This window comes from Pantoea sp. MBLJ3, assembly GCF_000816655.1.
GTDB lineage: Bacteria > Pseudomonadota > Gammaproteobacteria > Enterobacterales > Enterobacteriaceae > Pantoea > Pantoea eucalypti.
In genome coordinates this window covers 39,920-60,702 of record NZ_JSUT01000003.1, presented here as the reverse complement: position 1 = coordinate 60,702, position 20,783 = coordinate 39,920, and the positions used below count along the sequence as shown (strand labels likewise).

The 20,783-nt window shown below is 54.0% G+C and carries 22 protein-coding genes; 7 read left to right on the top strand and 15 right to left on the bottom strand.

The features are described from left to right. The first annotated feature begins 12 nt into the window (after positions 1–12). Positions 13–873 carry a LysR family transcriptional regulator gene (locus NP77_RS03340; RefSeq protein WP_039659029.1) on the top strand — a complete coding sequence of 287 codons (861 nt, stop codon included), beginning with the start codon at positions 13–15 and terminating at the stop codon, positions 871–873. Positions 874–963: 90 nt separating this feature from the next. Further along, a complete protein-coding gene (locus NP77_RS03335; RefSeq protein WP_039659027.1) occupies positions 964–2,352 on the top strand; it encodes an amidohydrolase family protein in 1,389 nt (462 codons plus the stop codon). A gap of 193 nt (positions 2,353–2,545) precedes the next feature. On the opposite strand, the gene NP77_RS03330 is transcribed toward NP77_RS03335, so the two are convergent. Continuing rightward, a complete protein-coding gene (locus tag NP77_RS03330; protein WP_008924853.1) occupies positions 2,546–2,764 on the bottom strand; it encodes a hypothetical protein in 219 nt (72 codons plus the stop codon). Positions 2,765–3,177: 413 nt separating this feature from the next. On the opposite strand from NP77_RS03330, the gene dbpA reads away from it, so the two are divergent. Then, positions 3,178–4,560, top strand: coding sequence for an ATP-dependent RNA helicase DbpA (dbpA, locus tag NP77_RS03325; RefSeq protein ID WP_008924852.1), 1,383 nt, complete (start codon positions 3,178–3,180; stop codon positions 4,558–4,560). A gap of 36 nt (positions 4,561–4,596) precedes the next feature. Here the strand turns inward: dbpA and NP77_RS03320 are convergent, their stop codons facing one another. Next, positions 4,597–4,989: a YgiW/YdeI family stress tolerance OB fold protein gene (locus NP77_RS03320; protein WP_003850101.1), complete on the bottom strand. Its 393-nt coding sequence runs from the start codon at positions 4,987–4,989 to the stop codon at positions 4,597–4,599. 167 nt (positions 4,990–5,156) lie between these two features. Between NP77_RS03320 and NP77_RS03315 the strand changes: the two genes are divergently transcribed. The 3 genes from NP77_RS03315 (at position 5,157) to NP77_RS03310 (ending at position 8,229) form a co-directional block, all read left to right on the top strand. Next, positions 5,157–6,119, top strand: coding sequence for a chemotaxis protein (locus NP77_RS03315; RefSeq protein WP_003850102.1), 963 nt, complete (start codon positions 5,157–5,159; stop codon positions 6,117–6,119). 82 nt (positions 6,120–6,201) lie between these two features. After that, entirely contained in the window at positions 6,202–6,351 is a 150-nt protein-coding gene (locus tag NP77_RS23615; protein ID WP_003850104.1) for a hypothetical protein, read from the top strand. Positions 6,352–6,651: 300 nt separating this feature from the next. After that, positions 6,652–8,229, top strand: coding sequence for a methyl-accepting chemotaxis protein (locus NP77_RS03310; protein ID WP_033761898.1), 1,578 nt, complete (start codon positions 6,652–6,654; stop codon positions 8,227–8,229). A 262-nt stretch (positions 8,230–8,491) separates the two neighbouring features. On the opposite strand, the gene NP77_RS23765 is transcribed toward NP77_RS03310, so the two are convergent. The 10 genes from NP77_RS23765 to proB all read right to left on the bottom strand — a co-directional run bounded on the left by NP77_RS23765 (position 8,492) and on the right by proB (position 16,678). Continuing rightward, positions 8,492–8,662, bottom strand: coding sequence for a cold-shock protein (locus tag NP77_RS23765; protein WP_085980553.1), 171 nt, complete (start codon positions 8,660–8,662; stop codon positions 8,492–8,494). A gap of 3 nt (positions 8,663–8,665) precedes the next feature. Further along, positions 8,666–8,878 (bottom strand): RNA chaperone/antiterminator CspA, encoded by a 213-nt coding sequence (gene cspA / locus NP77_RS03305; protein ID WP_003854408.1) that lies wholly within the window; start codon positions 8,876–8,878, stop codon positions 8,666–8,668. Positions 8,879–9,255: 377 nt separating this feature from the next. Continuing rightward, a complete protein-coding gene (locus NP77_RS03300; protein ID WP_003854410.1) occupies positions 9,256–11,010 on the bottom strand; it encodes a glycosyl hydrolase family 28-related protein in 1,755 nt (584 codons plus the stop codon). 203 nt (positions 11,011–11,213) lie between these two features. Further along, positions 11,214–11,507, bottom strand: a complete 294-nt coding sequence (locus NP77_RS03290) for a hypothetical protein (protein ID WP_039390758.1) — start codon at positions 11,505–11,507, stop codon at positions 11,214–11,216. Then, complete coding sequence (locus NP77_RS03285; protein WP_008924848.1) at positions 11,504–11,851, bottom strand: hypothetical protein; 348 nt, start codon at positions 11,849–11,851, stop codon at positions 11,504–11,506. Before NP77_RS03285 ends, NP77_RS03290 begins: the two co-directional genes overlap by 4 nt. Next, positions 11,848–12,315, bottom strand: coding sequence for a glycoside hydrolase family protein (locus tag NP77_RS03280; RefSeq protein ID WP_039659024.1), 468 nt, complete (start codon positions 12,313–12,315; stop codon positions 11,848–11,850). The genes NP77_RS03285 and NP77_RS03280 overlap by 4 nt, the downstream gene beginning before the upstream one ends. Before the next feature lie 202 nt (positions 12,316–12,517). After that, positions 12,518–12,796: a hypothetical protein gene (locus NP77_RS03275; protein WP_003854417.1), complete on the bottom strand. Its 279-nt coding sequence runs from the start codon at positions 12,794–12,796 to the stop codon at positions 12,518–12,520. A 422-nt stretch (positions 12,797–13,218) separates the two neighbouring features. Then, a complete protein-coding gene (locus NP77_RS03270; RefSeq protein ID WP_039659022.1) occupies positions 13,219–13,950 on the bottom strand; it encodes a S24 family peptidase in 732 nt (243 codons plus the stop codon). 360 nt (positions 13,951–14,310) lie between these two features. Further along, positions 14,311–15,564 (bottom strand): glutamate-5-semialdehyde dehydrogenase, encoded by a 1,254-nt coding sequence (gene proA, locus NP77_RS03265; protein WP_039659021.1) that lies wholly within the window; start codon positions 15,562–15,564, stop codon positions 14,311–14,313. A gap of 10 nt (positions 15,565–15,574) precedes the next feature. Then, positions 15,575–16,678, bottom strand: a complete 1,104-nt coding sequence (gene proB / locus NP77_RS03260; protein WP_008924844.1) for a glutamate 5-kinase — start codon at positions 16,676–16,678, stop codon at positions 15,575–15,577. Between the two features lie 238 nt (positions 16,679–16,916). Between proB and ompC the strand changes: the two genes are divergently transcribed. Further along, positions 16,917–18,029, top strand: a complete 1,113-nt coding sequence (ompC, locus tag NP77_RS03255) for a porin OmpC (RefSeq protein WP_003854421.1) — start codon at positions 16,917–16,919, stop codon at positions 18,027–18,029. A 259-nt stretch (positions 18,030–18,288) separates the two neighbouring features. Here ompC and crl read toward each other — a convergent pair whose 3' ends face one another. The 3 genes from crl to gpt all read right to left on the bottom strand — a co-directional run bounded on the left by crl (position 18,289) and on the right by gpt (position 20,668). Continuing rightward, complete coding sequence (gene crl / locus NP77_RS03250; RefSeq protein ID WP_003851176.1) at positions 18,289–18,690, bottom strand: sigma factor-binding protein Crl; 402 nt, start codon at positions 18,688–18,690, stop codon at positions 18,289–18,291. Between the two features lie 156 nt (positions 18,691–18,846). Further along, positions 18,847–20,094, bottom strand: coding sequence for an esterase FrsA (frsA, locus tag NP77_RS03245; RefSeq protein ID WP_039659019.1), 1,248 nt, complete (start codon positions 20,092–20,094; stop codon positions 18,847–18,849). A 115-nt stretch (positions 20,095–20,209) separates the two neighbouring features. Then, positions 20,210–20,668, bottom strand: coding sequence for a xanthine phosphoribosyltransferase (gene gpt, locus NP77_RS03240; protein WP_003851171.1), 459 nt, complete (start codon positions 20,666–20,668; stop codon positions 20,210–20,212). Between the last annotated feature and the right edge of the window lie 115 nt (positions 20,669–20,783).

Below are 20,783 nucleotides of genomic sequence, written 5' to 3'. Positions count from 1 at the left end.
GGTAGTGGAAAAATGAATCGTCAGCCCATGTTTACCCCGCAGCAGTTGCTTAGCTTTGTGGCGGTGTGCGAAACCTTCAGCTTTACCCGCGCCGCCGACAGAGTGCACCTGTCGCAATCCACTGTCAGCCAGCAGGTGCGGCGTCTTGAAGAGATGTTAGGAAAGGAACTGCTGGTTCGCACCTCGCATCAGGTGCAGATCACCGAAGAGGGCGAAAAACTTTTAGGCTACGCCCGCCGGATTATTGCTCTGAATGGCGAAGCGCACGATGTGCTGAGTGACCAGTGGCGCGACGGCGTGTTGCGCCTTGGCGTGCCGGAGGATTTCGCTGCACCCACTGCCGGCCTGCTGGCGCACTTCAGCCGCGACCATCCGCAGTTGCGGCTGGATGTGATGAGTGGCATGCAGGTGGAGTTGCGTCGCGCCTGGCAGCGTGAAGAGCTCGACATCATGCTGATCAAGCAGCCTTACGGCGAGCGTCCGATGGCGTCGCGTCCCGAACCCCTGCTGTGGCTCGACAGCGCGGAGTGGCCCTGCTTTGAACAGACGCCGGTGCCGCTGGTGCTGTTTCCCCAGCAGGGGCTCTATCGTGACGAGGTGTGCCAGACGCTGGATGCGCTGGGTCGAAGCTGGCGCATTAGCTACAGCAGCGCCAGCCTGGTCGCGCTGGCCGCCGCCAGTGCGCAGGGACTGGGACTCACGTTACTGCCCGCCAGCTGCCGCCTGCCGCAACATCGGGTGCTGGGTCCTGAGCAGGGACTGCCGTTGATTGATACCTTTGAACTGGCACTGTTCTGCCGCCAGCCGCAGGATCCGTTGCAGCGCGAACTGGCAGAGTCACTGGCGGCCTTTAGCCAGCTGCGCTGGCAGTGAGATATCGAATAGTCGTCAGTGGAAAATAACGCAGCAGGGTGAAGCGTCGTTTGTCAGATTAATGTCTTGTTCACTTTGCAGGAGCCTCTGATGCCTATTTCCTCTTCACCGAGCCGCCGCGATTTTCTTGGACAAGGTGTTCGCTGGACCGCTGCAGGCGGCTTACTGGCCGCCGGTCTCGGTCAGGCCAGTGCCGCCACGTCCTCATCTTCACCCGCTCTCAATCCCGACCAGTCCACCGCCCTGCCACAGCAGGATCACTACCTGCTGCGCAATGTGAGGCTGGAAGAAGGGTTTATTCGCGAGGATGACGAAATCGTCGCGACCCGGACCGGACGTTATGACATCAGCGTACGCGACGGTAAAATTGACCAGCTGGTGCCCGCAGGCCAGGGCGACAGCACGCTGCCGTCCTGGGACGCACAGGATGCCCTGCTGCTGCCCGCCACGCAGGATATGCACATTCACCTGGATAAAACCTTCTACGGCGGCCCGTGGCAGGCTCCGCGTCCCCGTCAGGGCAAAACCATCATGGATATGATTGCGCGCGAACAAGTCCTGATTCCGCAATTGCTGCCGCACTCCGAGGCTCGCGCTGAAGCCTTGATCGCTCTGTTGCACGCCAAAGGCACCACCCGCGCCCGCAGCCATTGCAACATTGATCCGGTCAGCGGCCTTAGGAGCCTGGAACATCTGCAGGCGGCATTAGCCCGGCACCCCGATTTTCCCTGCGAGATCGTTGCCTTCCCGCAGCACGGCCTGCTGCACTCGCAGGTTGACGGGCTGATGCGCGAAGCAATGCAGCACGGCGTTGAGTATGTCGGCGGGCTGGATCCCACCAATGTCGATGGTGCGATGGAGAGGTCGCTGGATGCGATGTTCCAGATTGCGCTCGATTACCAGCGCGGCGTGGATATTCATCTGCATGAAACCTCCCCTGCTGGCGTGGCGGCGATTCAGTACATGATTGACACCGTGGCGAAGAATCCGGTGCTAAAAGGCAAAGTGACGCTGAGCCACGGTTTCGCGCTGGCGACCCTGACCGGCAGTGCGCTGGACAGGATGATCGAAGGGCTGGCGGAGCAGCAGTTCAGCGTCGCCTCCACGCTGCCGATCGGCAAGCTCACCATGCCAGTTCCGCAGCTACAGAAAGCGGGTGTGAAAGTGATGACCGGCACAGACAGCGTCATCGATCACTGGTCACCCTTTGGCACGGGCAGCATGCTGGAAAAAGCGAATCTTTATGCACAACTCTATCGCGGCTCGGATGAATTCTCGCTGTCGCGGGCGCTGGCGATTGCCACAGGCGACCGGCTGCCACTCTCTGCTCAGGGTCAACGCCAGTGGCCCGTGACGGGCGATGACGCGAGTATGATGCTGGTGGCGGCAAGCTGTTCCGCCGAAGCCGTAGCCCGGATCTCGCCGGTGGTCGCGACCTTCTCGCGCGGTAAACCGGTGTTTGCGCTGGCCTCCGCCTGACACAGCAAAACCGCATTGGGTTAACAGACGACCACCTGACGTGAAGCGATGGGAGCCTGCGCCTGAAGCAAAGCATCGCGGGCTACCACCCTTTTCACCGAGCCAGACTCAATCGACCGCGAGCCAGCCCTCTCCCCAAAAACAACAGAGCCTCCACAAGGGAGGCTCTGCATTTACCTGAGCGAAGTGCGGGTTACGCGCTTTTGGCCCATTGATTATTCGACATTAGTTCCATTGCCAGCGCGTATAAGCGACGATCTTCCTGATCACAGGGCTCATCTTCCGCATAACACGCAATCATCGAAGCGATCTTATCAGCCGATAAGCCCTCTCCATGAATATGCAGTGTCAGTACGGCGCGGCCTACTATTTTAAGCACATTTTCATGTGGTCCCTGGATGCGTTTACTCAATGCAAATACCCTCTACCGGTCGTTGTACCAGGAATATGGCGCGCTAAATATAAAGCAATTAGCTCAGGATTTTTATCGGCATGGAGAGCGATATTTTTTAATGATTAATTCTATTACTGGAGTGATTATTAAGGAATCATCTGATTAACAATGAAATAAATTTTTAAAAACGAAGGCTTATATAGCAATGCATGGTCCTGGTAAATTATCACTTTGAAATGAAAAGCTTTACATTCAGCGAATCGATTAAAAAAAACCGTCTTTTCCAGGCAAACTTCAGTCTATTCCTAAGCGTACCGGCAGAGATAGTTTCATACCGTTAACCATCGAGGTTCCCGTTGCTGTCAGGCGTGCTTTCTGCCAGACTTGCCCCGCAATAATGCCCTACACTTTCAGCCTCAGAGGCCGCGCCCGTGACCGCTTTTTCTACCCTCAATTCGCTTCCCGACAGCCAGCTCGATAACCTGCGCGAGATGGGCTACACCAGCATGACGCCCGTGCAGGCTGCTACGCTGCCCGCCATTCTGCAGGGACGCGACGTGCGTGCGCAGGCGAAAACCGGCAGCGGTAAAACGGCTGCCTTTGGTATTGGTTTACTGCACCATATTGACAGCACCCGCTTTCAGACTCAGGCACTCATCCTGTGTCCAACCCGGGAACTGGCCGATCAGGTGGGCAACGTGCTGCGCCAGCTGGCCCGCTTCACCCGAAATATCAAAGTCCTCACCTTGTGTGGCGGACAACCGATGAGTGCACAGCGTGACTCGCTGGTGCATCCACCGCATATCGTGGTCGGCACGCCGGGTCGTATCCTCGACCACATCAACCGCGAAAACCTCAAACTGGACCAGCTCAACACGCTGGTACTGGATGAGGCAGATCGGATGCTGGAGATGGGTTTCCTCAATGATATGGAAACTATCATTGAGGCGACGCCCGCCTCGCGGCAGACGCTGCTCTTTTCCGCTACGTGGCCCGACGGCATCACCGCCATCAGTACCCGCTTCCAGCGTGATGCGCTGAGCGTGGTAACTGAAGAAGTCAGCGAACTGCCTTCAATTGACCAGCAGTTCTTTGAAGCCAGCCACAATGAAAAACTGGGTCTGCTCATCGCACTGCTTAGCGACCGTCAGCCCTCATCCTGTGTGGTCTTCTGCAACACCAAACGTGAATGTGACGATGTCGCTGCGGCGCTTAACGCGCGTGATATCAGCGCCCTGCCATTGCATGGTGACCTGGAACAGCGCGATCGCGAACGTGTGCTGATCCGTTTTGCTAACGGCAGTGGACGCGTACTGGTTGCCACTGATGTCGCGGCACGCGGACTCGACATTAAATCACTGGCGATGGTGGTCAACTACCAGCTTGCCTGGGATCCTGAAATCCACCTGCACCGCATCGGTCGTACCGCACGTGCAGGCGAACATGGCGTTGCCGTCAGCCTGGTTGCTGCCGATGAAATGGCGCGCGCACATGCACTGGAGGATTTCCTGCAGCAAAAACTGCCGTGGGTTTCTGCCAGCACACTGAAAAAAGGCAGCAGCAAGCCTCTGCCTGCCGCCATGATGACATTGTGTATTGATGGTGGTCGTAAAGCCAAGATGCGTCCGGGAGACATTCTGGGTGCGCTGACCGGTGAAGCGGGTTATCGCGCCGATCAGATCGGTAAAATCGTTCTGACCCCAACCCATGCCTACGTGGCGATTGAAGCGAACCACGCTAAAGCGGCACTGGTGAAACTCAAGCAGGGCAAAATCAAAGGCAAAACCTGCCGGGCGATTCTGCTGAAGGACTGAATAAAATCGGGCGAGGTTATTACCTCGCCCGATTTCTTATGGCTCTTCGATTTGTGTCACATGCAGCGTGGTTTTATCCCCTTTGCCCTGTACCTTACCACTGACACGTACTTTGTCTTCCGCGGAGTAGGTTTTACCATCAAAGGTCTTCTTCGGTGCGATAATCGGTAACGTACCGGTGTTGTCGCGGAACTGATAGCGCTCGCCCTGCTCTTTCTTCACGATGTAACCTTCCAGCGTCACATACCCGCCCTGACGGAAGTCGCGGATCTGATCAATATGTGTCTGACCGGTATCTTCTGAGCCTTTATAGCCCGCATCCTGCTTGTGCTGCGGCGGTGGCGCATCACCCGCTTTGTATCCGCCCTCTTCAGCCGACACACCCGCGCTCATCATCACCAGCAACGACGCTAAAATCACTTTTTTCATTTCACACTCCTTTATTGGAAAGGTGTCCATGTTGAACCTTCAGGGTTAAGCCTGGCACAATAATTGGCGTCCGTTTTATTTCACCTTTCTCTTCTCACCTTTTTCCGTTTGCTGCCGATAACCTGTTCACACCCTATTTCACCAGCTGCGTTAATGCAGAGGCAACCATGGATAATTTTCAGAAAGAGATCGATGAGAGAGCGAACCTCGCATTATCGAATAAGTTTGAGCTGCTGCTGTTTCGCTTAGGTTCTGATCAGCTGAAAGGCAAGTCTGAGCTGTTTGGCATTAACGTCTTCAAGCTGCGTGAAATTGTACCAATGCAGACCATCACCAAAGCCGCGGGAATGAGTTCGCCGCTGCTGGGTATGGCTAGTATTCGCGGTCAGTTCATTCCGGTCATCGACCTGCCTGCTGTGGCAGGTTGCGTACCCGAAACGGGCCTTAACCTGCTGCTGGTCACCGAGTATGCCCGTAACACCCAGGCATTTGCCGTGGAATCCGTGGATAACATCGTGCGTCTCGACTGGAGCCAGGTCCATACCGCTGAAGCCGGTATCGGCGGTCGCAACATTACCAGCATCGCCTGCCTGGACACCGATAAGCAGGGCAGCGAGCTGGCGATGGTGCTGGACGTTGAGCAAATCCTGTATGACATCATCCCGTCGTCACGCGGCGTCGAGCCTGAAGCGGCCAAACCGCGTGCCTTCAACTATCGTCCGGGTGCGGTTGCAATTGTGGCAGAAGATTCCAAAGTCGCGCGTCAGCTGCTGGAGCAGGGACTGAAGAGCATGGGCATTCCGGCGCTGATGTTTAACACCGGCCTTGATGCCTGGGAAAAAATTAAGCAGCTAAGCCAGGAAGTGCAGGCTTCAGGCGAGTCGATTCACGACAAAATTGCCCTGGTACTGACCGATCTGGAGATGCCCGAGATGGATGGCTTTACGCTGACCCGCAACATCAAGCGTGACCCGATTCTGAAAACGCTGCCGGTCGTGATCCACTCCTCACTCTCTGGAAGCGCCAACGAAGACCACGTGCGTAAAGTGGGTGCCGACGGCTATGTGGCAAAGTTTGAGCTGAATGAACTTTCAGACGTGATTTTCAACGTTCTCGATACCGCCCGTTAAGTGAACACGGGCCGCAAAGAATGCCCGGCACACTTTTACTTTTTTTGATCAGCGGAATCGCTGACCTGACCAGGAAACGACTATGCACATTGAAACTTTACCTGTTACGCCCGCACCTGCGACACCTTCTCCTCAAAAGGTATTGCGTGGCCGTTTACGTCAGCTGGCCTGGATTAGCGCCGTCAGTTTAAGCGTCGCGTTCTGGGTAGGCCTCTACTTTTTAGTTTTCTGAATCCATTCATGTTTGTCTGGATCGGGCTGTCAGCACCACTGCTGACAGCCCTTTTTTTTGCCTGAATTCCGCCTCCGCTCGTTTGTTAACCTTTTCTGATGCTTTTCACTGATTATTTATTCACGCTGCGTGATTACTTAAAAATTATTAAAGATACAACTCTGCACTCCGATAACTGTATGCGCGAGATCACATTTTGCCTGCGGCTGTGACCACAGACTTCAGCACGGCTTTGCGTACAACAGCAGGGAATCTGAGTGTTGCTAATAAATTGATTAATAAAATAACGGGGAAAAGAACATGTTCAGCATCAGGAATATGAAGGTCGGAATGCGGCTTGCAGCAGCCTTCGGCATTATTGTGACGTTACTGATAGTGATTGGTGTGACATCTATTACCAGAATTAACAATATCAATACGGCGATCTCGTCGATCGTTGATGATCGCTATGTGAAAGTACGACTGGCATTTGATGTGCGCGATGGCGTCAACGATCAGATCAAATACCTGCGCGGCATGGTGATCGACACGACACATCCGGAAAATAATGTGAAACGTTATGGTCAGCTGGATGAAGCCACGCAACGTACCAACCGCGCCATGAAAAGGATTGAAGACATTCAGGTCACGCCAATCGGTAAGAAAAAGATCGCCGGTCTGCTGGCCTCTTCTCAGGCATTTGAAAAGGTCAAAGCCGAATTAATTACCCTGGTAAAAGCGGGCAACTTTGATGCAGCAAGCATCTATGTGTTGAAATCAATGACGGCTACCCAGAATAAATTCCTGCAGGATGCCGTGGATTTTGCCAACTCTCAGGATGCACAGCTGCGGACTGAAGGTCAGGGTATTGTGGAAAATGGCCAGTCTGCTATCTCCATCACGCTGATTTTCTCCGCACTGGCCATTCTTGCTTCTATCATGCTGGGCTACTTCCTGACCCGTTCAATCGTGCGTCCACTGGTTGCAGCTGTTGATGTCGCTGAACGTGTGGCGGCCGGCGATCTGAGTACCCAGATGCAGGTGACCTCACGCGATGAAACAGGTGTTCTGATGCAGGCATTGCAGCGGATGAACGATAACCTGCTGTCAATTGTGACGGAAGTGCGTACCGGCTCCGACACTATCGCGGTTGCATCAACGCAGATTTCCAGCGGCAACCTTGATCTCTCAACCCGAACTGAGCAGCAGGCCAGCTCCCTGGAAGAGACCGCCTCTGCGATGGAGCAGATGACGTCGACGGTGAAACACAATGCCGACAACGCGCGTGAAGCTAATCACCTGGTTTCCACCACCTCAAGCGTGGCACGTGAAGGTGGCGTGGTCATGGAGCAGGTCATCGAGAAGATGGAAGCCATCGCCCTCTCCTCACGCAAAATTGTCGATATTATCAGCGTTATCGACTCGATTGCCTTTCAGACCAATATCCTGTCCCTTAACGCCGCCGTAGAAGCCGCGCGCGCGGGTGAACAGGGTCGTGGCTTTGCCGTCGTGGCGAGTGAAGTGCGTAATCTGGCACAGCGCTCAGCTTCCGCAGCCAAAGAGATTAAGGTGCTGATTGAAGATTCTGTCGCTAAAGTCGATGAAGGCAGCAAACTGGTGACGCATGCAGGTTCAACCATCGGTGAAGTGGTGAACAGCGTGCAGAGCGTGGCAAACATTATGAGCGAAATCACGATCGCCAGCAGCGAACAGAGCAGCGGCATCCATGAAATCAATCAGGCAATTACTCAGATGGAAGCGGTAACGCAGCAGAACGCCGCGCTGGTACAGGAAGCATCAGCCGCCTCTCAGGCACTGCAGGATCAGGCCGAGCGCATGGCACAGGCGATGAGCGTGTTCAATACCGGCAAGCTTTCTCTGCAACCCGTACTGCGTTAAACCTTCTTAACGGCCCGCCCCGGCGGGTCTTTTTTTTGCACGATGATGGAGAGCGGATAGATTTCAGGCTGTTAACACTGTTCCGAGACAAAGAAAGCTGACGCCACCCGACGCGTGCAGGAAGGGTTTGAGGTTTGAGGTTTGAGGTTTGAGGTTTGAGGTTTGAGGTTTGAGGACAGGAATAGCGGACACAAAAAAGGCCGCCAGAGGCGACCTTTTATTACTATAAATGCAACAACGCTATAAAGCTCACTAGCCTTTATCAGAGCGCGCGAAGCTGGCTCTGAGTTGCAATCCTTGCCATGTTCACCTGAACGACGACAGATTTGCAGAAAATGCATTTCGCTCCATGCGGATTGGCTCTTGTAACATCAAAATGTGATGTACGAAACTGTGAGCCATTACAGTGAGGACACTTAAAAGTAATTTTCAGTCCTTAGAGACCAACAACGTTCGCAGCAGCTGGGCCTTTGGCGCCATTTTCTACTGTGAATTCAACTTGCTGACCTTCATCTAATGAACGGAAATCGGTGCCCTGGATTGCAGAGAAATGTACGAATACATCTTTGCTGCCGTCTGCAGGAGAAATGAAACCGAAGCCTTTCTCTGCGTTAAACCATTTAACGGTACCGCGAATTTTGTTAGACATGCTTAAATCCTTAATATATCGAGCCTTCCGGCATAATGGCCTGAGAACAGATTTTAATCAGAACGTAAGAGAAGACTCAAAAAGAAGGGATGTCTCGCGACAAACTTAGAGATGAGAACTGCTTTGGTTACTTACTTTGATAGTGTCTGTTAATCAAACCGACGATTCATTAGGCCACACTTCTCACAGTGACGCAACTCCTAATTCAAATTAATCGTAATCCGTCGACTGGAGAACATGAAAGCGCGAGACTCTCTCAGGGAAGCAGCCTGGCAGGGCTCTGCAGCGATGCGTTCCTGCCGACATAAAGAGAAGTGGAGATACCCACAGAGCAAAAAAAGGGCGAGGCTCACACCTCGCCCAAAATATGCCGATCATCAATCGTAGTAAGGAACCTTACGATCCACGCCGTTGATATTGATCAGCACAAAACCGGTCGGCGCGGTCTTGTTAGTCGGTGTACCCGCCGCAGTCGCCAGCGTCACCACCCCTTTCTCGTTGGCACCGATACCCGCCAGCCCATTGTGCATGCCGAAACGTGCAGCGGGTTTCAGGTTGCTGATTTTGGTGATGTCATCAACCATCGTCATATCTGACTGGAACAGCGAGCAGGAACCGGTATCAAACCGGGTGGGACCCGTGGTCTTCAGATTGAACATGGTCTCGCCGCTATTGGCTTTCAGCTTGACCCAGATTACGGCATAGGTGGTCCCTACCCGGCCATAACGAATGTCCAGCACAGAAGGTTGTCCCATATGGTAAGCATCGGCCCAGACCGTCTCCAGTCGCTGCAGGTTGATCAGGGTTTTACCTGTGGCCGGCATATTTACCGGTGAACCGGCGGTGCCGGACGGCGTGGTGGCATCCGCTTTACCGATCAGCTCCATCACCCATTGCTGGTTAGGCGCCGGGAAATAGAGCTGCCCCAGCCGATACCAGTTATCGGTAGCGGTGTTGTTCACCACTTTATAGCCACTGTAATAGCCGGCACGCAGTGAACCGGTCATGAACGTGCCGTAGTTCTCATCCCGACGGTAGCCATATTCAAAAGTCGATAGCCATTTGTTTCCGGCTATATCATTGGTGATTTTCGCCCCCGCCTGCAGGTTGATATGACGCATCACCACGCGGGCATTGTTGAGATTGAGCGGCGTGGCGCAATCTTCAATGTTAAGCGTTTCGATGTTCCAGCCCCCGTCCGACAGATCACCCGGGTTAGTCGTGTGCTCAATCCAGACGTTGCGCATGACTCCCTGTGTGACGCGCGGCATGTAGAGCGTGGCGTCCCCATAGCCCGACTGGAAGTTAGCATTACACAGCTCAATCGCTGTTGAGTGGTCCCAGTTTCCCTTTGGTGTATTTGACCAGCCGACATCAAACACACGGGAATAGGTACTGGAGCTGTAGATCTGATCGAATTTACTGTCGAGCGTATCCTGCAGTTTAAAGACAGTTCCCCCGGTGCTTTGAGCCTTGAAGCAGAAGATATTGACGATCTGGCCTCCAACAATCGTATTTTCAAAGAATGGCTGAACGTTGCTGCACTGTTCAGGCGTGACGGTGACTTTGAGAGAGGTGTCGACAGTTCCGGCGTTAGCCTGTCCGTGCCAGCAAATGCCTTTAATGACGATTTTGCGCGCATTCACCTTGAATACCGTATTCGCGCTTTTGTCAGAGACAATGGTGGTGCGGGGTGACGATCCGAGTTCGGTATCATCACCGCTGATACCAAAGAACGGCAACTCCGTATCGGTGAGATCGATGGGTGAAATCAGGAAGCGGCCACCCGGAAATCGCACCGGCATCGCTTTCACGTAGGTGTTGTAGGTCTGGGTCCATGCCAGCATCCGCTTGAAAGCATCAGTATCATCGGTGACGCCATCCCCTTTCGCACCGAAATGCAGAATGTTCACTTCCGTAGGATCGTTGATGGTGCGTTTCCAGTAGAAACCGTTGCCTATCGCCACCGTACCGCCATCATCTTTTAGCGGTGTCGTACTCAGGAAACCGACAAAGTCTGCGCCACCCCGGAAGCTGGAGTCCTTATCGTAATAGCGTTTAAGGCTGGCGACTTCACCTGATTTTGGTGGAACAGTGGTACGCAGTTCAGCAAAAGAGTTAACTTCGATCATAGAATCCTCCTCAGGATCACAGAGATATCGCGCTGAAATCAGCGCACTACTTAGCCGCAGCCGGATGGCCGCAAAGGGAGTCCCACATGTCGTTGTGGGTGTTGATGGCGCGCACCGTACGAACGTCCATTTTTTGCGCGTCATCGCCGTAGGTATAAAGAGGGGAAAAAAGTACGCAGGCAGAGTCGGTAATCGCTACCGGCTCAGGGTTTGTGGTATTTCGACTGCTGCAGCTTGTCACGAGCAGCAGCGTCATCAAGGCTATGGTTGTCGGTCGCCACACGGTTAGCCTCCTCGCGGTTGTGTTGTTGCTGTTGCGCCACCGCGCTAACGCGAGACGCCTCCTGTTGCGCGTTATCGACGTCAGAACGTGCTTTTTGCTGCACTTTGCCGATTTTTTTGCCGCCGAAATAACTGGCGCCCAGCGCCGCAATCACGCCAGCGAGTGCGGCCAGCCAGTGCCAGCTGCCGCCCAGTAAGGTGGTAATGAGAGTCATGGTTTCGCTCCTCCCGCCTGCTCCTTCGCGGTGAGCAGGTTTTTCTGACGAACAAACTGGGCAATTACTCCCATCGCCACCATGAATGCGCCTACCAGCCCCAGGTAGTTGTGGGGCAGAATCGATTTCACGTCCTCCGGCAGCACGTTCCAGGCATCAACGGCGGCAGAGGGAAATGACTGCGCCCAGGCGCTGAGCATGGAACCCAACGACGCAAGCCAGACAGACCAGGTTTTGAAGAGCAGGCGGGCATGAGAGACAAACTGCAGGGTGGTAAAGCGCTGCAGCAGCAGCAGAATGATGATTGCCGTCAGCACGGCAATGAGAAACATGAGCCATCTCATAGCAGCCCCCTGTAAATCGCATAGGTGCCGGTGCGCATCATCTCCGCATGACGCCGGGCCCGGCCCGGCGTCTGACGCGCCCAGAGGCTGTTCATCATCGCGTCAGCCGCATCACTAAACTGTTCAGCGATGATGGAGGTGAGCATGTTTTTGAACTGCAGGACGCCCTCCACGCCCAGTTGATACGTCATGCTCAGCAACACATCGGTACGAGCGTCATTGCACTTCGTCAGCGCATTGCGCAGCAGCTCCCTGCCCTGCATCTCCTGAACTTTGTTTTCCAGAATGCACTGCTTCCAGACATCACCGACGCGCCGTGGCACGCGGAAAGTGTAATTACTGAGCGACGCCCCTTTTGGCCCAATGCGTATGCCGCCCGCCACCGTGGGGAAACCCAGCGTGTCGAGATAAGGTGTGTCGACATATCCCTCTTCAAAATTCAGTACTGCGATGATTTGGCTCATACGGACTCCTCAATGACGAATTAAGGCCTTCAGCCTTGTGAAAATAAATACATAACGCCCGCTGATCATTAACAAGCCCGGCACAGCAAAGGGCCTTGCTGAAGCTGCAGCAAAACTAAACAGTAATTCAGCAGATTGCGCCCAATGAGAGCTGGAGATAACAAAGCGTTAGCCGGAACGAAAAACGGCGCGCGCTTCCGCTTCAGCTCACGGCGTAGAGATGAACATGCGGAAGACAGCAATTGTCGAAACTGGGTGTTTCCTGACTGGTCACGCGGGGTGTTGTGATTGCGCGATCAACGCGCGGGGCGACCTGACGCTGGCAGATTTGCTCTGCACGCCTCAGGGTTGGTGGTTCAGCTGGAAAGTTCAATGCCTGATCGATGCTCTGTTGCAGGCTGCTGAGAGGCTGGCGCCGCCGATGGCGACGCGTACGTGCGTTGCCAGTGAAAACGCTTTTGCCATAGTGAATAATCGCCATAACTCCTCCTGTGAATGAGTATTTGGCGATGGGGTGGCAGGCGCGAGCTTTCGGGAAACCGAACGGACCCGAATGTCGTATATCGCGGTCGCACGCTCACCGCCCGGCTGCGTAAGCAGCCAGGTGGAAAGTAAGCGAGGGGAAATAAACGGCATCTGACGACGCTGCATTTGCGCATCCACCCCATCCCAAAGTTCACTGACTTTTGGGTGGTATGATTCGCGCTTGTGCAGCGCCTGAATTGTTTAAGAGCGGGTCATCCCTGAAAAGAACGTCTTCGTTCATCCATGTCCAAATTATTAACAGGTTCTTATGCTTTATCAAACACTGTTGGTTAATTTTTTATTTACCGCTGGTTAAATTTATGAATTTATGCCGATTATTTTTTTGCAGCTCTCCGGAGAAAAGCGGCAGAAACGGCTTTAGCCGAGAATTTGATAGTGTCGCGCCTGGCTCATAATCACTTTTGCGAGCACCTTCAGGCTGGTGACCTCATCACGATTGAGATACCACGTTTCATAGCGTTTATTATCTGATATCACTGCAATTTTTTTATGCTGCAGCTGCAGGCGTTTAAGGTAGAGCTGCTCGTCGAGGGTAAAAATATAGATACCATCGCCGTCAAACATCCGCACGCTGATATCCACAAACAGCTGATCGCGCGGTGCAAAGGTGTCAGCCATAGAATCACTGTTGATAGCGATCAACCGAATGTTTTCCGCCGGACGGCCGTTGAACAGAACCCGTGCCTCATCCAGACCATATTCAATCGCCTGGATAGTCTCGACAAACTCATCGCGCGCGGGCAGGCCCGCAGCACTGCGCTGACCAATGTCGAGGCTATCAATACGAAACACACTCTTGTGGCCAGTGAGTGTACTCATCGCTACAGGTTCAGTGGATTGCTCCATGCCGTACTGGAGCCACTCTACCCTGACGCCCAGCAATTGACTGAGTGCCAGTAAATTGCCGCCATCAGGCACTGACTGCGCGTTAAACCACTTCCACACGCCTGGCGTTGAAATTTTACAGCCCTGCTGCTGCAGAGCTCTGGCAACCTTTTTGTTTCGTCCATGTCCGACAATGCCGGCACTCTCACAGGCCGCTATCAGCCTGGCGGTGAAAGCTTGTCTTGTACTTTCTTTTTTAACCATTAGTTAATAATCAGCCATAGAAGAGATACTGGATGTTATTTTCGTTATTGCTACCAGTTCATTTTATATTACCGCTCGTTTACTACCTAACCGCTTTATCAAGCATTGCTAACTATCATTATCCGCTTCAGCCTGCGGCTAAACAAAAAATATTGCCTCAGGCCGCTTGCAGCCCCGGCTTTCAGGAATGTTCCGTAAGAAATTGCGTGAATATCAGGCAGCATAATTGCCAGGGATGACGAGAACAGAACAGAAAATGATCTGATGCGCAGAAAATCCTATCTTTCACTGGTCCGAAAAATCGGGATAAAAAAAACGGGAGCCTTTGAAAGACTCCCGCTTTGTTAAAAATTATCGTCGTTATGGGCGGAGCGTATCGTCTCCCCACGCTATCCATTTATAGGTGGTCAGCGCCTCTAACCCCATGGGGCCACGGGCATGCAATTTCTGTGTACTGACCGCCACTTCCGCGCCCAGGCCAAATTGACCCCCATCGGTGAAGCGGGTGCTGGCGTTGACATAAACCGCTGACGAGTCGACCTGACGAACAAAACGCGCGGCATTACGCGTATTACGGGTGAGGATAGCATCTGAGTGCTGTGTGCCGTGCGTACGAATGTGATCGATCGCCTCATCCATATCCGCCACCAATTTAACGTTAAGATCCAGCGACAGCCACTCGTCATTGTATTGCTGAGGATTCACGGGTTTCACCGGGGCGGGGCCATGCTGAAGTTGTGCCAGCACGTTGCTGTCAGCATGCAGCGCGATTCCTTCCTGCGCCATTCGCGCGCTGAAAGCTGGCAGAAAACGTTCGGCCATCGCCTGGTCCACCAGCAGCGTTTCCAGTGAGTTACAGGCGCTGGGACGCTGTTTCTTGGCGTTGACGATCACATCAAGTGCCGGTTCAATCTCCATCGTCTCATCAATGTAGATATGGCAGACGCCAATGCCGCCTGTAATCACCGGAATGGTGGAGTTCTCGCGACACAGTTTATGCAGCCCGGCTCCGCCGCGCGGGATCAGCATGTCGACGTAGCGATCCAGCTTCAGCAGCTGATTCACCAGCTCGCGGTCAGGATTTTCAATCGCCTGGACAATGGCTACCGGTAAACCGTGCTGCTTCAGCGCGTTCTGAATGACCCGAACGGTGGCCGCATTGGTGCGCCAGGTCTCTTTGCCGCCACGCAGAATAGCGGCGTTGCCGGTTTTCAGGCACAGACTGGCGACGTCAACCGTCACATTAGGGCGCGCCTCATAAATCACCGCAACGACGCCCAGCGGCACGCGACGGCGTTCAATGCGCAGCCCGCTGTCGAGCTGACCACCGTCGATTAACTGCCCTACCGGATCGGCAAGCTGACAAACCTGGCGCACATCGCTGGCGATGCTGCTGAGGCGTTGCGGATTAAGCGTCAGTCGATCTAATAACGCGGCACTCATGCCGTTCTGACGCGCATCGGCTAAATCCAGCTCGTTAGCCGCAAGAATGTCAGCGCTCTCGGTTTCCAGCCGGTCAGCAATCGTCATCAGAACATCGTTCTTTTCTGCCGTTGACAGATCGGCCACGGTATACGCTGCGGCACGCGCCGCTTTTCCCATCTCTTCAAGCATTGTCCGCTCCTTAACTGACGATCATGTCGTCGCGGTGAACCGCCACCGGGCCATATTCATATCCCAGGATCTCGCTGATCTGCTGACTATGATGACCGGCGATCATTCGCATCGCGTCGCTGTTGTAGCGTGAAACGCCGTGAGCGATATCCCGGCCCTGCAGGCTGCGAATGCGGATCACTTCACCGCGCGAGAAATTTCCCTGGATCGCCCGGATCCCTTTCGGCAGCAGCGAACTGCCACGTTCGATAATGGCTGCCAGTGCACCGTCATCGACGGTGATCTCACCCGCCGGAGGCGCACCGAAAATCCAGCGTTTACGGTTTTCCAGTGGCGATTGCTGCGCATGGAAGCGCGTACCGACCGGCTTACCATCAATCACATCGCTGATCACGCCGCTGCGGCTGCCCGAGGCGATGATCACATCGATACCGGCACGACAGGCAACATCCGCCGCCTGAAGCTTAGTCGACATGCCGCCAGTGCCGAGCCCGGAAACACTGTCGCCCGCCAGGGCGCGCAACGCATCATCAATGATATGCACATCACTGATCAGCTCAGCCTCAGGATTGTTACGGGGATCGGCGGTAAAAAGCCCCTGCTGATCGGTCAGGAGCAGCAGCTTGTCGGCGCCGCCGAGCATCGCCGCCAGCGCAGAGAGATTGTCGTTGTCGCCCACTTTGATTTCAGCGGTGGCGACAGCATCGTTCTCATTGATCACCGGCACAATATGGTTATCCAGCAGCGCACGCAGCGTGTCGCGGGCGTTCAGAAAGCGTTCGCGATCTTCCATGTCGGCACGGGTCAACAGCATCTGACCAATATGAATACCGTAGATAGAAAATAACTGTTCCCACAGCTGAATCAGACGACTCTGCCCCACCGCAGCCAGCAGCTGCTTTGAGGCGATGGTCGGTGGCAGTTCGGGGTAGCCCAGATGTTCGCGTCCGGCGGCCATTGCGCCAGAAGTCACGATCACAATGCGGTGGCCTGCGGCGTGCTGCTGCGCACACTGACGAACCAGTTCCACCATGTGCGCCCTGTTCAACCGGCGAGATCCGCCGGTGAGAACGCTGGTACCCAACTTGACCACTAAGGTCTGACTGCCACTCATATTTCCTGCCGTAGAGAAAAATTTTTACGAAAGGACGTTTTAACAGGAGTCGATAAGGAAGCCAACAGCCAGCGGGGGAAAAGCACGAAATTACGCGGACAAGGAGGTAGACCAAAAGTTCATGGTTAACAAGAAATCATGAAAAGTGTCATAAAAAGTTCATCACTGACGGGTAAAAAGTCCGTGTTTTACAAAAACTTTCATTTTTTTACGGTGTTCACATTGGGATTGATAGCAAATGAAGAAAAGCACACTGGCCATGCTCCTCTCCACGCTGACGCTGGCTTCTGCCGCGCAGGCTGCCGAAATCTATAACAAAGATGGCAACAAACTGGATTTGTACGGCAAAGTTAAAGCTGAGCACTACATCAGCGATAATGCCAGCCAGGATGGAGACAAGTCCTATACCCGTATCGGCTTTAAGGGTCAGACACAGATTAACGACCTGATGACCGGTTATGGTCAGTGGGAATATCAGTACAACGTTAACAACTCCGAAGGTAGTGACGCCAACAATGGCAACAAAACCCGCCTCGGATTTGCTGGTCTGAAATTCTCTCAGTACGGTTCGGTAGATTATGGCCGTAACTACGGTGTGCTGTATGACGTTGAAGCCTGGACTGACGTGTTCCCGGAATTCGGCGGTGACGGTACAGCCCGCTCTGATAACTTTATGACACAGCGCGCCACCGGTGTTGCGACTTATCGTAACAATAACTTCTTTGGTCTGGTCGATGGCCTGAAATTTGCGCTGCAGTACCAGGGCAAAAATGACGCGTCCAGCACCAACACCCGTACTGATATTAACCGTCAGAATGGCGACGGCTACGGTGCGTCTCTCGGCTATGCTCTGGGTGATTCTGGTGTGAGCCTGATGAGTGCCATCACCTCATCTGACCGCACCAACCAGCAACAGGCGCGCGCTTATGGTGGCGGTGACCGTGCGGATTCCTGGGGCGCAGGCGTGAAGTATGATGCTAACAGTGTCTACCTGGCCGCAATCTACACCGATACCCGTAATATGACGCCAATCAGCGGTACCAACCGTGCCACAGGCGCAGCGGTTGCGGGCGCAGCCAACAAAGCGCAGAACATCGAACTGGTGGCGCAGTATCAGTTTGATTTCGGCCTGCGTCCGTCAATCGGTTATGTACAGACCAAAGGCAAAGATATCGAAAACGGTATCGGCGATGCGGATCTGGTGAAATATATCGATGTGGGCGCGACCTATTACTTCAACAAAAATATGTCCGCCTTCGTTGATTACAAAATTAACCAGCTGGATGACGACAATGCGCTTTCGCTTAACAACGACGACATTGTGGCGATGGGTGTGACTTACCAGTTCTGATTTCAGGCTCGCAAACCGGGCAGATTTGGAGCTGGCAGCAACGCATAAATTCAACACGCAGGGAACACGGTCAGAAGAGGAAAGCGTCCCGCGCCAGGACGGCGCGGGCCGAGCGTGCCATGGATGGCGGCTTTTGCGTCTTTCCGATCTGACCGTGTTCTCTGAGAAGGCTCGATCCAACAGCGGGTCAGACTTCAACTAAAATGGCGAGTTTTTAAACTCGCCATTTTTTTCGTCTTTATTTCACTACACTACCCTATCAGGCGCTCAGCTTCACCGGTTTCTCATCGAAATCGCTGGCTGGGATCAGATCCAGCTCGAACTCTTTCAGCATCGCTTTCAGACGGGTATGGAAATTCCGTAAGGTCTCTTCCACGCGCGCCGTGTTCTCTTTCCCTTTAATGGTTGCCACCGACCAGTCACCCTCTTTATCGAACAGACCGATATGGTAGACATAGGTAAAGTGGTCAGCCTGTGCTTCCAGCTCCATCCACCAGCCCCAGAACTCTCGCAATTCCGGTGCCGGTTTCACATTGACGCAGGCAGCCAGGCAGTCGAAGAAGAAACGGGTTTCGCCACATTTCCCATCGCGAATATAAGGCCCAAGCTCCGTAAAGCGCTTAAGCAGGCGACTGCGGGGATGACCACTTGGTAACGTCATGCTGATTCTCCATAGGTTTTGACCGCTATACAGCCTTGATTTCCGGACGGCCAGCACGACGCTACACCGCATGGGCCCGATGACGTCATATTTCACTTAGCGGCAGCCCGGAAGAATTCCGCTACTAGTTGTAGCAAATACTGTAAATTTTGCCAGTCACCTTTTTAAACGCTTCTCCAGCCAGTTACAAATTTCATTCAGCGCCTTATCAAAACTGGCCATCACCGGCTTCACCGGAATTCGCAACGCTTTGCCGTCTGAGGAAGAGTTTGCGATAAGCCTGCTCTCCTCTTCCGGGCTGAAGAGATCGTTTTGCCAGTAGCCCGACAGCATCGGCGTGGGCGTCCGGCGGCCCAGTAATCCCTGGGTTTTAAGCGAATAGCGGTTGAGTTCAGTGCGCAGCGCACTGTCGGAGGCGGTGGCCATACCCAGCCGGCTCGCCAGCATATCCATATACATATCCGGGATCGCATCCTGCAACGCCGTCTGGGTCAGCAGAGCATGCACAATCGGGCCCAGACAGGCGACCCCACGCAACCGCTGCGATTCCAGATAGGCCAGCCGCACGGCCACGTTAGCGCCAAAGCGATAACCGAATGCCGCCACGCGGGTATGGTCGACCCAGGGCACATTGATTAGATCGCGCAGCACCTGCTGATGCAGAAAACTGGTGTCCTGATTCAGCGTCCATTTCACCGAGTTGCCCACTGACGGCACATCAATTGTCAGCATAGCAATGCCACGCGGGGCAAGGTAATCATGGAACAGGCGATAGTGATCGCTCTGTAACGAGTCGAGTGCGCCGCAAAACAGTACGGTGGGATAAGGCGCTTCAACATCCGGCGGCATATGCAGAAAGCCGCTGACCGGACTGCCGCCCGGAATAGCAAACGTCAGGATTTTCAGTTCGCCAGGCAACCGCTGAGTCGCCTCTTCATAGGCACGATTGGCCAGCGTCTGTGCCTGGTCAGCCAGTTCATCGCCTTTTATATAGGGATAAGCCGCAACGCTATAAAGATGGGCCGCATGTAGCCAGTCGTCGCCCGCCTCGCTGTCGTCGGATGCCTCCAGCGCTTTCTGCTGCCAGATGCCCGCCTGCTTAGACCATTCGAAATGCCAGTTGCCGCCGCGAAAACCAATCACGGTGTCGAGCAGCGTCTCATCAGTATGTTCAGCGTTGCTGATGGCAATACGTGCCAGCACTTCACTGATCTCCTGCGGCGTCAGGCCTCGCCATGTCCACATCAGCTTATTCAGCATGCGATACCAGCCGCGCTGGCTGTCACCCTCCAGGGCAGAGTGGACATTCGGGGTAGCGTGATGTTGGCGGCGAACCAGGGAAGAGGTTTCAGGATGTTTAAAGCGCGGCTTGAATAGCTCCTCGCTGAGATTTTTGCTCGACATACTCACTTCTCCTGCAACAGAACGGCGATGGCTAAGTGTACTGTACGGCAATTCGGGGTGCGAGGCTCAGAATGCACAACGCCCGGAAAACCGGGCGTTGTCTGATGTATATCAATCAGTTTTTTACAATCGGCGGGATATAAACGACACCCATATCCCACGGCTGCTCGATCCAGGTATCCTGCGGAATATCGACGATGTAATCATCAACCAGTGAACGACCGGCGGGTTTAGCGAAAATGGTGCAGAAACGCGCTTTCGGATACATTTCGCGAATCGCCTGCGCGGTGCCGCCCGTATCGACCAGGTCGTCGATTACGATAAAGCCTTCACCGTCGCCTTCTGCGCGCTTCAGGACTTTCATTTCACGCTGATGATCGTGGTCATAGCTGGAGATGCAGACGGTATCAACGTAGCGGATACCCAGTTCACGTGCCAGCAGCGAAGCCGGTACCAGACCGCCGCGGCTCACCGCGATAATGCCTGTCCACTGTTCAACAGGGAGCAGACGCTGGGCCAGTTTGCGGGCATGAATCTGAAGCATGTCCCAGGTAACGACGTATTTTTCGCTCATAAATAGAAATCCCAGCCAACCGAGGTGGCGTAAAAATGTGCAACGGGGAAAAGGTTGCGCGAGATTATAAGGAGTTGACGCACTAAAAACCAGCACCCGTGCGCCGGTTGCGGCT

Excerpts from the sequence above, each read along its gene's own strand:
- NP77_RS03310 (WP_033761898.1), top strand. The coding sequence starts at position 6,652 with ATGTTCAGCATCAGGAATATGAAGGTCGGAATGCGGCTTGCAGCAGCC.
- NP77_RS23615 (WP_003850104.1), top strand. The coding sequence starts at position 6,202 with ATGCACATTGAAACTTTACCTGTTACGCCCGCACCTGCGACACCTTCT.
- NP77_RS03315 (WP_003850102.1), top strand. The coding sequence starts at position 5,157 with ATGGATAATTTTCAGAAAGAGATCGATGAGAGAGCGAACCTCGCATTA.
- frsA (WP_039659019.1), bottom strand. The coding sequence starts at position 20,094 with ATGTCGAGCAAAAATCTCAGCGAGGAGCTATTCAAGCCGCGCTTTAAA.
- NP77_RS03270 (WP_039659022.1), bottom strand. The coding sequence starts at position 13,950 with ATGGTTAAAAAAGAAAGTACAAGACAAGCTTTCACCGCCAGGCTGATA.
- NP77_RS03335 (WP_039659027.1), top strand. The coding sequence starts at position 964 with ATGCCTATTTCCTCTTCACCGAGCCGCCGCGATTTTCTTGGACAAGGT.
- NP77_RS03340 (WP_039659029.1), top strand. The coding sequence starts at position 13 with ATGAATCGTCAGCCCATGTTTACCCCGCAGCAGTTGCTTAGCTTTGTG.
- ompC (WP_003854421.1), top strand. The coding sequence starts at position 16,917 with ATGAAGAAAAGCACACTGGCCATGCTCCTCTCCACGCTGACGCTGGCT.
- proA (WP_039659021.1), bottom strand. The coding sequence starts at position 15,564 with ATGCTTGAAGAGATGGGAAAAGCGGCGCGTGCCGCAGCGTATACCGTG.
- NP77_RS03320 (WP_003850101.1), bottom strand. The coding sequence starts at position 4,989 with ATGAAAAAAGTGATTTTAGCGTCGTTGCTGGTGATGATGAGCGCGGGT.
- crl (WP_003851176.1), bottom strand. The coding sequence starts at position 18,690 with ATGACGTTACCAAGTGGTCATCCCCGCAGTCGCCTGCTTAAGCGCTTT.
- NP77_RS03280 (WP_039659024.1), bottom strand. The coding sequence starts at position 12,315 with ATGAGCCAAATCATCGCAGTACTGAATTTTGAAGAGGGATATGTCGAC.
- NP77_RS03285 (WP_008924848.1), bottom strand. The coding sequence starts at position 11,851 with ATGAGATGGCTCATGTTTCTCATTGCCGTGCTGACGGCAATCATCATT.
- proB (WP_008924844.1), bottom strand. The coding sequence starts at position 16,678 with ATGAGTGGCAGTCAGACCTTAGTGGTCAAGTTGGGTACCAGCGTTCTC.
- NP77_RS03275 (WP_003854417.1), bottom strand. The coding sequence starts at position 12,796 with ATGGCGATTATTCACTATGGCAAAAGCGTTTTCACTGGCAACGCACGT.
- NP77_RS03290 (WP_039390758.1), bottom strand. The coding sequence starts at position 11,507 with ATGACTCTCATTACCACCTTACTGGGCGGCAGCTGGCACTGGCTGGCC.
- NP77_RS03300 (WP_003854410.1), bottom strand. The coding sequence starts at position 11,010 with ATGATCGAAGTTAACTCTTTTGCTGAACTGCGTACCACTGTTCCACCA.
- gpt (WP_003851171.1), bottom strand. The coding sequence starts at position 20,668 with ATGAGCGAAAAATACGTCGTTACCTGGGACATGCTTCAGATTCATGCC.
- cspA (WP_003854408.1), bottom strand. The coding sequence starts at position 8,878 with ATGTCTAACAAAATTCGCGGTACCGTTAAATGGTTTAACGCAGAGAAA.